This is a genomic window from Propioniciclava sp. (assembly GCF_036744435.1).
Taxonomy (GTDB): Bacteria; Actinomycetota; Actinomycetes; order Propionibacteriales; family Propionibacteriaceae; genus Propioniciclava.
On sequence record NZ_DAIOIA010000019.1, the window covers coordinates 1 to 12,396 of the forward strand.

Genomic DNA, 12,396 nt, shown 5'->3' on the forward strand with positions numbered 1-12,396 from the left:
CCCGGCGTTGCGGCGCCTCGCGGAACGGCCGGGGTGCGCGGGGCTGGCGGAGTTGGCTGACGCATGGGAGATCGCCACCCGGACGGGCGCCTCGCTGGTGGACGCCGTCGACGTGGCGGTGCAACGGCTGGCGGCGCAGGAGGAAGTCGACCGCGTCGTGGCGACGGAACTGGCGGCGGCGCGGTTGTCCGGGATCATGATGGCGGTCCTCCCGTTGGTCGGGCTGGGTCTGGGCTATGCGCTGGGCGGCAACCCGGTCGGCTTTCTGATCGGCCAGCCGGTCGGCTGGGTGTGCCTCAACGTGGGGGTCGGGCTGGCGTGCGCGGGGGTCGCGTGGATCGATGCCATTGCGGCCGGGGCGGAGGGGCGACCATGACCCCCTCGAGCGTGTGGGCCGCCGCTGCGGCGCTGTTCGCTGCCGCCGCCGTGTGGTGGCTGCTCCCCCCTGAACCGTTGTCCCGGCTGCGGCCACGTGACCCACGACGGCTGCTGGCCGTGATCCGGGCGTGGGCCACGCGTCTCCCGATGCTGCCGACCAGGAAGGACGCCGACCGGCAGGAGGCGTTGCGCCGCTCAGTTCCCGCGACCTGCTCGTTGCTGGCGACCTGCCTGGAGGCCGGCGCGCCCCCGCGCCGGGCCCTGCGCGAGGTGGCCGCCGTGATCGGCGTCCCCGCGGGCCCGGAGTTGGCTGCGGTGGTGCAGCGGATCGACGTGGGTGTCGACGAGGCCGAGGCCTGGGCGGAACTCGCCACGGTGCCCGGGTACGCGGAGGTGAGCCGCGACGTGGCCCGCGCGATCCGATCGGGTCTGGGCCTGGCCGACCTGCTGCACCATCATGCGCGCGAGGCGCGCCTGAACCTGGCCAACGTCGCCGTGGTGCGTGCCCGTGGCGCAGGCGTGCGCGGCGTCCTGCCGCTCATGATCTGTTTCCTGCCCGCGTTCTTCGCGATCGGGGTGATCCCGCTGTTCGCGACCTTCCAGTTCGACCTGCCTCTGCCCTGAGCCCCGCCGTATCGGTAGCTCATGGGGCAGCGGGCCTCCCCCGACGCCGGCTCATGCCGGAGTGCGAGTCGGGGATCGCTCTGCCTGGGTCCGCACGCGCCCTGGCCGCCGGGCTCGCGCGGGAACGCCGCCTCAGCGCACTGTGCGAGTTGGTTCGCGCCCTGGCCGCCGGGCTCGCGGTGAACCCCATCGGGGATCTCCAGGCGCCCATCGAGGCCTCGCGGCCGCCGGGGCCGGAGGAATGCCCTCCACCGCCAGTCGGCGCACCGCATGCGGCGCACGCGTGGCGGGTCCTGCCGCGCCGCGCGCTGCCGTGCCCCTCCGCTCGCCACGCTGGTCGGCGGCTCGTGGGCCCGTAGGGGACGGGGAGTGCGTCGTCCACAGTGCCGGTGTTGGCCGAGTGATGTGTCCACAGGGGATAGCTGCCGTGACGCTGGAGCGCTGCCGCCGCCCAACGTCAGGGTGCATCGCCGAGCGGCGGTGTCCGGCAACGGAAAAAAGCCAGGAGATCTCATGTCCCATGCAATCCCCACCTCTGCCATCCGCCTCCTCTCGGGCTCCGCGCATGCACCGGAGGCGGCCGGTCACCGAGCCCAGCGGGCCTCCCGGTTGCGCGAGCGCGGCATGGCCACCGTGGAGTACGCCCTCGGCGTGGTCATCGTCATCGTGATCATCGGGATCATCATCACCGCCATCAGCACCGGCACGTTCGAGACCCTGGTCAAGGAGCTCATCGAAGCGATCATGGGCTGGGTCCAGGGGGCCTTCCAGAACGGCCTGTCCCTGGGCAAGCGCTGAGGTGTGATTCCGTCGAGGGGAACCGCTCCCGGAGCGGCATCACCACGTGTGGCGCCCCCGGGAGCGGCTCCCTCGCCGGCACAGCAGGACTTGCGACGGGGCATGGCGAGACGCGGCCCCTTCGCGGGCACAGCAGGGCTGGAGCGAACGAAAGGACCACCATGACACGACGGCGGCGGGTGGGTGCTACCCGGGGCGGCTCGGGGCTTGGTCCGCCGGGGGGCGGCGGGGCTGGGCGTACGCCCGGGCTCTCGTCGGTGCGCGGAGGCCGAGGCGGCGCCGAGCGGCTCGCGACCCGGCCCACGACCGAGGCAGGCATGGTCACGGTGGAGACCGCCTTCGCCGTCATCCTGCTTGCCCTCATCGGGGGCGTCGCCCTCGCGATGGCGGGTGCGGTGTTCGTACTGGGGGCCTGCCAGGTGACCGCCAATGAGGTGGCCAGGCAGGAAGCGCGTGGCGACCAGGCGGCCGTGGCTCGGGCGCGCCAGGATGCCCCGCGCGGGGCGACCGTATTGACCCGGCGCGAGTCCGGGGCCGTCGTGACGGACGTGACGGTCACCGCCCGGGTGGGTCCGGTGGTCTGGCCGATCAGGGCCCAGGCCACGGTCGTGGAGGAGCGGCCGTGAGCGCGGTGGGCGGCGGTTTCGCGCGGGTCACCGCACCGGCCCGTCGCGGGTGCACCGCTGGTGGGCTCCACGCGCCGGAGTCCGCTGAGCGGGGATCAGCCATGGTGTGGAGCTCCCTGGTGATGGTGCTGATTGCGGGGCTGGCCACACTGCTGCTGGGGGCGGGCGTTCTCACGGCTCGCGGCTACGCCGCGCAAGGGGCGGCGGATTTGGCAGCCCTGGCCGGTGCGACGGCCCAGCTCGCCGGCCGTGAAGCATGCTCCGAAGCCACCCGGTCGGCGGCGCTGAACGGCGCCGAGGTGACTGCCTGCACCGTCGCGGGCGATGAGGTCGAGGTGGTCGTCACCGTCGACGTGGAGATCGAGGCGGGCATCGGCCCCTGGAGGACGCCCCTGTCAGGTCACGCCAATGCGGGGGTCCTGACCGGGGCGCCGGAATGATCCGCATCGGCGCGCGTGGCACGCACGACGCACGACGCACGACGCACGACGCAGGGCGCACGCCGCACGACACAGGCCGCAGGGCGTGTCGGGCGGCGGGAGGCCCGTGGACGACAGCGGCTGTGGATGGCCGGCTCAACGGGGCGTGGGGGCGCCGGGCAGACGGGAGGGGATCCGCCCCAGCAGCAGGTTCAGCAAGCCGGCGGCGCCGTCCTTGTCGAGCGGGTTGTTGCCCGACCCGCACTTGGGGGAGACCACGCACGCGGGGCACCCCGCCTCGCACGGGCAGGTCAGCAGCCGGTCCAGGGTGGCCGACCACCACTGCTCGGCCAGGTCGAAGCCTCGTTCGGCCAGCCCCGAGCCGCCGGGGAGCCCATCGTGGACGAACACGGTGGCGGCTCCCGTGTCGGGGTGAAGCGCCGTGGAGAGCCCGCCGATGTCCCAACGGTCGCAGGGCACGAACGCGGGAAGCAGGCCGATCGCGCAATGCTCCGCGGCGTGCAGCGCTCCGGGGAGGTCGACGGCGGCAACCCCGGCGTCGAGCAGCAAAGACCCTGGCAGGGTCCACCAGACGGCACGGGTCGTCATGCGCCGCTCCGGGAACTCCAGCGGGGTCTGATCCCACACCTCGCCGGACTCGGCGTCGCGCCGCAAATAGGAGGTGACTTGGCTGGACAGTTCGACTTCACCACAAGACAGCTCGCCCGTGCCGAAGGCGCGCGACCGCTCCGTGGTGAGGATCCGAACGTCCGAGACCGACTGCGGTTGGGTGTAGTACAACGGGTCGGCACGATGCACCAACGCGATGCGGTCGTCCTCCTCCACCGCCTGCACCAGCCAGGTCTCGCCCTGGTGCACGTACACCGCCTCGGGGTGCAGCGTCCGATCCGAGGCCGAGGCGTCCACCTGGCCGATCACCCGGCCCGTGGCGTCGTCGACCACCTCATACGCCTTGCCCTGCGCCGAACGCAGGTCGATCGAATCGACTGCCCGCGAGGCGTGCGGCCAGAACCACCCCGCCGGACGCCGCCGCAGCGCCCCCTGCCGGGCCAGCGAGTCGGCCAGCCGCACCGTGTCGGGCCCGAACCAGGCTGCGTCCGCCTCGGTCAAGGGGATCTCCTGGGCGGCGGCGCACAGGTGGGGGCCGAGCACGAACGGGTTGTCGATCGGGACGACCGTCCGCTCCAGCGGACGCTCGAAGATCGACTCGGGGTGCTGCACCAGGTACGCGTCGAGGGGATCCTCCCGGGCCGCCAGCACCGCCGTGGCGTCGCGCCCGTCGCGCCCGGCACGCCCCACCTGCTGCCAAAACGCAGCCAGCGTCCCCGGGAACCCGGCCGTGATGACCGCGTCCATCCCGGCGATGTCGATCCCAAGCTCCAGCGCGTTCGTGCTCGCCACGCCGCGGAGCCGGCCATCGCTCAGTCCGGACTCGATCGAACGGCGATCCGTGGGCAGGTACCCGCCCCGGTAGGCGGCGATCGTCTCGGGTGCGGGAGACAGCTCGCGGGCCCGGATCGCGATCAACTCGGCCTGCAGCCGCGACGTCGTGAATGCCAGCGCCTGCCCCTGCCGGGCGAACCCGGCGAGCAGCCCGGCGGTCGTCTCGGTGAGGCTCGCGGTCGGCGAGAGCAGCACCACATCGAGGGCCGGACGTGGAGAAGCGTCCGCCGTCACCGCGACGACGTCGTCGCTGCCGATCAGGGCTGCCGCGACCGTCTCCGGCGCCGCGATGGTGGCCGACGTGCAGACGAAGACGGGGTGGGCGCCGTAGTGGTGTGCCAGCCGTCGCAGCCGGCGCAGCACCGCCGCCATGTGGGCGCCGAACAGCCCCTTGTAACGGTGCGCCTCGTCGATGATGACGTGGGTCAGGCCGCTGAGCAGCCGGGCATAGCGGTAGTGCTGCGGCAGGACGCTGCGGTGCAGCATGTCCGGGTTGGTGAGCACATAGGAGGCGAACTCCCGGGCGAACCGGCGCTCATCGGCGTCGGAGTCCCCATCGAGGGCGGCCACACGCCAATCGGGGACGCCCAGTTCTTCACAGGCGCGAAGCTGGTCGTGGGCGAGGGCCTTGGTGGGGGAGAGATACAAGGCCGTGGGCTGACTCTGCACGCGCAACCCGGAGCGCTCCCCGCGAGCGCCAGGCACCCGACAGCCGTCGGGCACGACGCCGTCAGCGGTCGCCGCGAGCACCGGCAGCAGGTAGGCCAGCGACTTGCCCGACGCGGTCCCCGTCGCCAGGGCCACGTGATGGCCCGCATGGGCGGCCTCCGCGGCGGCGATCTGGTGTTCCCACGGGGCCTCGATGCCCTGCCGACCGAACGCGTGCCGGATGCGGGGCGACACCCAGGCCGGCCACGCCCCCGTCGCCCCGGGACGCGCGTCCCGGTGGTGTCGGTAGGCGACGGCCTCCGACTCTGCCAGCCAGGCCGAAATCCCCATCGCGCACCCCCTTGCCTTCGTGAGCGTCACCGCATCTCCTCGCCGCGGCGGTGGCCGGATCGGATGAGGCGTGACGCGACGAGCATAGGCATCCCGGCCGACAATCACCCGCGGACGACGCCGGTGACCGCGCACGAGTTGGGGCCGGGCCCATGGGAGGCTGGGGACATGTTCGAGAACCTGGACGCCCGGCTGCTGGCACGACGACTCCGGGACGCCGGCTACAGCTTCGAGTCGGTCGCGGACCGCCTCGGCGATGCCGCGATCGACGCGCTGGCCCGCAACACGACCCCGGCCACGCGGGACGCACTGGGCGCGGACACGGACGCGCAGGCCGACCTGATCCGGCTGTTCATGCTGCACGACGCCCTTCCGGCTGATCGGGTCGCACGCGCGCTGGGTCAGCCCGCCCCGTGGGTGGATGCGGGCCTGCTCGCGGCCGTGGCGCCGGGCGGCGCCACGGACCTGGTCGCTGCCGTCGAGATCCGGCCCTACGCGGCGACCTCGGATCCGGGGACGCCGGGCGCGTTCGACGGCTGGGTGGCTCACGACCTGCTTCCCACACTGGACGGACGCCTCGACCGGCCCCGACCGGACTACGTGCTCGGGCTTTCCCCGGCGTCCAGCACGCTGGCCCAGATGACGATCCGGCGGCCGGTGGGCAGCGCGCTCGACCTGGGCACCGGGTGCGGTGTCCAGAGCCTGCACCTGGCCACGCACGCCGACCGTGTCGTCGCCACCGATCTGAACCCGCGGGCCGTCTCGTTCGCCCGGCTGACCGGCGCGCTCAACGAGCTGATCCTCGACGTGCGCGAGGGCTCCCTCTACGAGCCGGTCTCCGATGAGACGTTTGATCTGATCGTGACGAATCCGCCGTACGTGATGAGCCCGCCGACCGGGGAGCGGCTCGTGTATCGCGAGGGTGGCTTCACCGGCGATCGGCTCGTCGAACAGGTGGTGCGCGGGGGCGGGGCGCGGCTCAACCCGGGCGGGACGCTGCAGGTGCTCGGCAACTGGGCGATGACCGACGACGCCTCCTGGCAGGACCGGCTCGCGGGCTGGATCCGTCCCACCGGGGCGGACGCCCTCGTCCTGCAGCGCGAGCGGCTGGATGTGTACGAGTACATCGAGGTGTGGCTGCACGACGCCGGACTGGTCGGTGATCCGAGCTATGCGACGCGGTACCGGGAGTGGCTGGACTACTTCGCCGCACAGGGGATCACCGGCGTGGGGATGGGCTGGATCATGCTGCACAACGCCGGACGCGACCAGCCCGACCTCACGTTCGAGGAGTGGCCGCACGCCGTCGTGCAGCCGGTCGGGGTGGCGTTCGCCGCGCACCAGGCCGGGGTGGCGGACGCCGACATCGGCGATGACGACCTGCTGGAGGCCACCTGGGTGCTGCACCCCGGCGTCGACCTGGAGACGCTGGGGCGCCCAGGCGAGGCCGACCCCGAGCACGTGGTCTACCGGCAGCGGTACGGCTTCGGCCGCGCCGTGGAGGTGGACACCGCGCTCGGGGCGGTCCTGGGGGCCTCGGACGGCGAACTCGACACCGCCACGCTCATCACCGCCGTCGCCGACATCCTCGACGCCGATGCGGAGGCCCTGGCGGATGAGTTGCTCCCACGCCTGCGTGAACTCATCCGCCAGGGCTACTTGTCGCGGGAAGGCGGGCCCGCGACGTGACCGGTTGGCCCCGACCCCCTCGGGGCCAACCGGAGCTCAGTTGATCGGGCTCGTGCCCAGCGTCACCGTCGCCGAGTGCGCCGTGCCGGAGGAGTCCTTCCAGGTCAGCTTGACCTTGGCGCCCGGATCGAGGGTGGCCAGTTGCGCCGACAGGTCGTCGTGGCTGGACACGGTCACCCCGTTGATGGCGGTGATCGTCGACCCGGCGGTCAGCCCCGCCACTGCGGCGGGCCCGTCGGTGACGACGGACGCGACCACGAGGGAGGAGGAGCCGGCGACGCTGATCCCGAGGTACGCCTTAGCACCGACCTCGACGGTGCCGGACTCCTTGCCGGTGCGGATCTGCTCGATCACGGCCAGGGCGTCGTCGATCGGGACGGCGTAGCTGACGGTCGTCGACGTGTTGTCCTGGGTGCTGCGGCCGCCCCGCGGGCTCGCGGTGACTCGGCTGCTGCCCGCGGTGGTCATGCCGAGCACTTCGCCCTCGGCGTCGAACATGGGTCCGCCGGAATCACCGGCGACCGCGCCGGCGTTGGTCTCGATGACGCCGGTGAGGGTCTCGGTGCCGCCCGTCTCGGAGCTGACCGTGACCTGCTTCTCCAGCCCGGTCACCGACCCGGTGGCCGCGACCAGTTCGCCGCCGCCGGACGCGTTCCCCACCGCCGTCAGTTCCTGGCCGAGCGCGACCTGGTCGTCGTCGGGGGTGATGGTGGCCAGGCCGGACGCGTTCTTCAACTGGAGCAGGGCGACGTCACGGGTGGCGTCGTGGCCGACGACGGTCGCGGTGTAGGTCTTGGCGGTGTCGACGATCTCGACCTCGATGGATGTCGACCCTTCGACGACGTGGTAGTTGGTCAGGATCTGGCCGTCGGCGGTGAGCACCATGCCGGTGCCGGCCGCCTCGCCGGAGGTGGTCTGGGTGGTGATGAGTACGATGCCCTTGCTCTGGGCCGCCGTCACGGCGGCGGTCTGGCTGGCGGAGGTCGTCGTGCCGGTACCCCCGGTGGCGGGGTCGGTGGTCGTGCTGGAGGAGCCGCCCGACCAGGAACCGTCATTGGTCCAGGGGGCGGTGGACCCGGAGGTGACCGACGACGCGGGCGACAGCTGGTCGGCCAGCCGGGGGGCGAGGGTCGGAACCGCCAGGGCCAGCGCGGTCGCGCCGGCGAGTGCGAGGGCGGTGAGCGAAGTGGTCGTCTTCATGTCCACCAGTGGACGCCCCGATCCTGTGTCCTGCCTGTGGGTCGCCTCACGGTTGGGTGTGAGCGGCGGCGCCGGTCAGTTGATGCTGCTGGCGGTGACCGTGACCGTGCCGGTGCGTTCGCGTCCCGACGAGGTCGTCCAGCCGACGTCCACGATGCTGCCCGGCTCGATGCCGTCGAGGGCGGTGGACAGGTCGGCGCGGGATCCGATCGGGTGCCCGTCCAGGGAGGTGATGATGTCGCCGGTGCGCAGCCCGGCGCGGGAGGCGGGGGTGCTGGCCTCGACGCGGGTGATGACGACTTCCTGGGCGGTGTCGTCGCTTTCGACCACGACACCGAGGTAGGCCTTGGGGCCGATGACGACCGTGCCGGACTCGTCGCCCGCGCGCACCTGCGTGACCACCTGCATGGCGGCGGCGATCGGGACGCCGTACACGCGACGGTCCTCGTCGGATTCGTCGGTGGTCCCGCCGGCGGTCGTCATGCCGAGCACTTCGCCTTGGGCGTCGAACATCGGCCCGCCGGAGTCGCCGGGCCAGGCGGCCGCGTTGGCCTGGATGAGGCCGCGGAGGCGCTGGGGCGGATCGTTCTCGGAGGCGCTGCGCACCTGGATGGACGTGTTGAGCGCCTGGACGTTGCCGCGGTTGGCGCTCACGAAGCCCTGCCCGTTGGCGTTGCCTGCTGCCACGACGGCGTCCCCGATCGCGACCGGGTCCTGGTCGAGGGTGACGACATCGAGCCGGGAGGCGCCTTCGAGCTTCAGCAAAGCCACATCCTTGGTGGCGTCGCGCCCGACCAGGGTCGCCGTGTAGTGGCGTCCGGTGAGGGCGACGGTGGCTGTCACGGACGAGGTGGAGCGCACCACGTGATAGTTGGTGAGCACGTAGCCGTCCGCGGTCAGCACCATGCCGGTGCCTGCCACGCCCTGGTTGCCGGTGCGCCCGGAGATCAGCACCACGCCGCGCTGGACGGCGTCGGTGACCTCGACCGGTCCGGTCGTCTGGGCGACCGTGGGCGTCGGGGACGCGGTGGCGCCCGCGATGGGACCCGACGGTGCCGGGTAGGCGGTGGGGGCGCTGGCCCGGGTTACCCATCCGGTGGCGGTGGAGCTGACCAGCGCGAGCGTGGCGAGCTGCGCCAGCACGGCGATCAGGACACCGACGACGACGGTGGCCAGGGACGTACGGCGCGCCACAGGGGGTGGCGGCGGTACGGGCCGGGGTGCGCTCACGCTGCCAGTCTAGGCAGCACGCCGGGCGCGTCCATGGTCGGCTGTTCTTGCGGGGACCCGCTAGCATCCCGTCCTGGTGGCCCCTGCGGCCCGCCAGGCTCTCGGGGTGATTCCCGTTCCTCGTGTTGGAGAAGGCAGATCGTGGCAACTGACAACAAGCGCGCACTCGTGATCGTCGAGTCCCCCGGCAAGGTGCGCAGCATCGCGCAATACCTCGGGGATGGTTACGTGGTCGAGGCGTCCGTCGGCCACGTCCGCGACCTGCCCAAGAACGCCGCGGACGTGCCCGCCAAGTACAAGGGGCAGGACTGGGCGACGACCGGGGTCGACATCGACAACGACTTCGAGCCGCTGTACGTGGTGCAGACGGCGAAGCGGGCGACGATCAAGAAACTGAAGGACGCGCTCAAGACGGTGGACGAGCTCTACCTCGCCACCGATGAGGACCGCGAGGGCGAGGCCATCGCGTGGCACCTCCTCCAAGAGCTGAAGCCGAAGGTCCCGGTCAAGCGCATGGTGTTCCACGAGATCACCCCGGACGCCATCCGCGCGGCCGTCGCCGCCCCCCGGGACCTCGACATCGATCTGGTCGACGCGCAGGAGACGCGCCGGATCCTCGACCGGCTCTATGGCTTCAAGGTCAGCCGGGTGCTGTGGAAGAAGGTCAAGCCGAAGCTGTCGGCCGGACGCGTGCAGTCGGTCGCGACCCGGCTCATCGTCGACCGCGAGCGCGAGCGCATGGCGTTCGTGTCCGCTGACTACGCCGATCTGACCGTCACGCTGGATGCGGGCGCCGACGCCGACCCGTCCGCGTTCACGGCGCGCGTGAGTGCCGCTGCGGGGCTGAAGGTGGCTGCGGGGCGCGACTTCGACAGCGTCGGCAAGCTCACCGCGAGGAAGGCCCTGCATCTGGATCTGGCGGGGGCACAGGCACTCGCCGAGGGGCTCACCGGGGCGGGCGTCAGGGTGGATTCGGTGGAGGCCAAGCCGTACACGCGGCGTCCCTACCCGCCGTTCCGCACCACGACGCTGCAGCAGGATGCGGGCCGCAAGCTCGGGTTCACCGCGCAGCGCACCATGTCGGTCGCCCAGGAGCTGTACGAGGGCGGCCACATCACCTATATGCGTACCGACTCGATCACGCTCTCGGCGACCGCCGTGCAGGGTGCCCGGGCGGCGGTGAAGGAGCTCTACGGGGCTTCCTATCTGCCGGATCGGCCGCGCACCTATGCTTCCAAGGTGAAGAACGCGCAGGAGGCCCATGAGGCCATCCGGCCCGCCGGGGACAGCTTCACCGCCCCCGACAAGACGGGGCTGCGCGGGGACGCGTTCCGCCTCTACGACCTGATCTGGAAGCGCACGGTCGCCTCGCAGATGCGGGACGCCGAGGGACAGACCGTCTCGATCGGCATGACGGCGACCCTGAAGGCCGCCGTGGACGTGACCGACGCCACCACGGGTGAGATCGTCGGCGTGGGGACGGCGGCGCTGGCGTCCTCGGGGCGGACGCTGACCTTCCCGGGTTTCCTGCGGGCCTACGTGCAGGGCACCGACGAGGGCGATTCCTCCGATGATGCGACCGCACAGTTGCCTGCCCTCACGGTCGGGGACGCCCTCGATGTGGCCGGGGTGGAGGCGGAGCCGCACGCGACGCGTCCGCCCGCCCGCTACACCGAGCCGTCGCTCGTGGCGAAGCTGGAGGAGCTGGAGATCGGGCGGCCGTCCACGTACGCGTCGATCATCCGCACCATCACCGAGCGCGACTACGTGTTCAAGAAGGGTTCCGCGCTGGTGCCGACCTGGCTGGCGTTCGCCGTGACCCGGCTGCTGGAGGAGCACTTCCCTCGCCAGGTGGACTACCAGTTCACCGCCGAGATGGAGGACGTCCTCGACGAGATCGCCAAGGGTTCGGCCGACCGCATCCAGACGTTGAAGGACTTCTACTTCGGGACCGAGGGCGAGGACGGCTACCAGGGCCTGCAGACTCTGGTCGAGGAGCTGGGCGACATCGATCCCCGGCAGATCGCCACGTTCGCGCCCGTCCATGACAACGGCTCGGGTATCGAGGTGCGGGTCGGCAAGTTCCGGCCCTTCGTCGAGGACGCGGACGGGAACCGCGCCAACATCGACGAGGACCTGCCGCCGGACGAGCTGACCGTGGAGAAGGCGCGCGAGCTGCTGGAGACCCCCTCGGGCGCCACCAAGGAGCTGGGCAACGATCCCGTGTCCGGAAACCCGCTGGTGGTCAAGAACGGCCGATACGGCCCTTATGTCACCGAGGTGCTGCCCGAAGACGCCCCGAAGAAGCAGAAGCCGCGCACGGCGTCCCTGTTCAAGGACATGTCTCTGGACACGGTGACGTTGGAGGAGGCGCTCAAACTGCTGACGTTGCCGCGGGTGGTGGGCGCTGACGCCGAGGGCAAGGAGATCACCGCGGCGAACGGTCCGTACGGGCCGTACCTGAAGAAGGGCACCGACTACCGCTCGCTGACCAGTGAAGACGAGTTGTTCACGGTGACGCTGGAGCAGGCCGAGGCGATCTACGCCCAGCCCAAGCAACGCGGCCGTCGCGCCGCGGCCGGGCCGCTGAAGGAACTCGGCGACGATCCGAACTCGGGCAAGCCCGTGGTGGTCAAGGACGGCCGGTTCGGTCCGTACGTGACCGACGGCGAGTACAACGCCACGTTGCGCAAGTCGGATTCGGTGGAGGAGATCACCTTGGAGCGCGCGGCGGAACTGCTCGCCGAGAAGCGCGCTAAGGGGCCCGCCCCGAAGAAGACCACGCGCCGGACGTCCACGGCAGCCAAGGCGACCACCACGACCGCCGCCAAGAAGCCGGCCACCCGCAAACCGGCAGCCCGGAAACCGGCCGCGAGGAAGCCCACCTCAGCCTCGACAGACTGAGGGCGGAGTTTCGACACCGTGTCGTTGGCATAGTTCGCCACTCCCTTTGCGCTTTGTGTGCCACG

Annotated in this window: 10 protein-coding genes; 7 read left to right on the forward strand and 3 right to left on the reverse strand. The window is 71.7% G+C overall.

Annotated elements, in window-relative coordinates; translation table 11 throughout:
* The 5 genes from V7E09_RS04080 to V7E09_RS04100 form a co-directional block, all read left to right on the forward strand.
* The coding region (locus tag V7E09_RS04080) for a type II secretion system F family protein (protein WP_442956835.1) at positions 1–376 on the forward strand (376 nt) is incomplete at its 5' end.
* Complete coding sequence (locus tag V7E09_RS04085; protein WP_324510631.1) at positions 373–1,002, forward strand: type II secretion system F family protein; 630 nt, start codon at positions 373–375, stop codon at positions 1,000–1,002. The genes V7E09_RS04080 and V7E09_RS04085, both read left to right, overlap by 4 nt.
* A gap of 513 nt (positions 1,003–1,515) precedes the next feature.
* Positions 1,516–1,800 carry a hypothetical protein gene (locus V7E09_RS04090; protein WP_324510630.1) on the forward strand — a complete coding sequence of 95 codons (285 nt, stop codon included), beginning with the start codon at positions 1,516–1,518 and terminating at the stop codon, positions 1,798–1,800.
* A gap of 257 nt (positions 1,801–2,057) precedes the next feature.
* Complete coding sequence (locus V7E09_RS04095) at positions 2,058–2,426, forward strand: hypothetical protein (RefSeq protein WP_324510629.1); 369 nt, start codon at positions 2,058–2,060, stop codon at positions 2,424–2,426.
* A gap of 5 nt (positions 2,427–2,431) precedes the next feature.
* Entirely contained in the window at positions 2,432–2,866 is a 435-nt protein-coding gene (locus V7E09_RS04100; protein WP_324523052.1) for an Rv3654c family TadE-like protein, read from the forward strand.
* Between the two features lie 135 nt (positions 2,867–3,001).
* Here V7E09_RS04100 and V7E09_RS04105 read toward each other — a convergent pair whose 3' ends face one another.
* Positions 3,002–5,308, reverse strand: a complete 2,307-nt coding sequence (locus V7E09_RS04105; RefSeq protein ID WP_324510627.1) for a DEAD/DEAH box helicase — start codon at positions 5,306–5,308, stop codon at positions 3,002–3,004.
* Positions 5,309–5,476: 168 nt separating this feature from the next.
* On the opposite strand from V7E09_RS04105, the gene V7E09_RS04110 reads away from it, so the two are divergent.
* The gene (locus V7E09_RS04110) at positions 5,477–6,997 is read left to right on the forward strand and encodes a methyltransferase (protein WP_324523043.1); all 1,521 of its coding nucleotides are present in this window, start codon (positions 5,477–5,479) and stop codon (positions 6,995–6,997) included.
* A gap of 36 nt (positions 6,998–7,033) precedes the next feature.
* On the opposite strand, the gene V7E09_RS04115 is transcribed toward V7E09_RS04110, so the two are convergent.
* Positions 7,034–8,197 (reverse strand): S1C family serine protease, encoded by a 1,164-nt coding sequence (locus V7E09_RS04115; protein WP_324510625.1) that lies wholly within the window; start codon positions 8,195–8,197, stop codon positions 7,034–7,036.
* A 75-nt stretch (positions 8,198–8,272) separates the two neighbouring features.
* The gene (locus tag V7E09_RS04120) at positions 8,273–9,427 is read right to left on the reverse strand and encodes a S1C family serine protease (protein WP_324510624.1); all 1,155 of its coding nucleotides are present in this window, start codon (positions 9,425–9,427) and stop codon (positions 8,273–8,275) included.
* Between the two features lie 141 nt (positions 9,428–9,568).
* Here V7E09_RS04120 and topA point away from each other — a divergent pair, with 141 nt between their 5' ends.
* Complete coding sequence (gene topA, locus V7E09_RS04125; RefSeq protein ID WP_324510623.1) at positions 9,569–12,331, forward strand: type I DNA topoisomerase; 2,763 nt, start codon at positions 9,569–9,571, stop codon at positions 12,329–12,331.
* The last annotated feature ends 65 nt before the right edge of the window (positions 12,332–12,396 follow it).

Coding starts and splice junctions, on each gene's coding strand:
- V7E09_RS04085 (WP_324510631.1), top strand. CDS start 373: ATGACCCCCTCGAGCGTGTGGGCCGCCGCTGCGGCGCTGTTCGCTGCC.
- V7E09_RS04090 (WP_324510630.1), top strand. CDS start 1,516: ATGTCCCATGCAATCCCCACCTCTGCCATCCGCCTCCTCTCGGGCTCC.
- V7E09_RS04105 (WP_324510627.1), bottom strand. CDS start 5,308: ATGGGGATTTCGGCCTGGCTGGCAGAGTCGGAGGCCGTCGCCTACCGA.
- V7E09_RS04110 (WP_324523043.1), top strand. CDS start 5,477: ATGTTCGAGAACCTGGACGCCCGGCTGCTGGCACGACGACTCCGGGAC.
- V7E09_RS04115 (WP_324510625.1), bottom strand. CDS start 8,197: ATGAAGACGACCACTTCGCTCACCGCCCTCGCACTCGCCGGCGCGACC.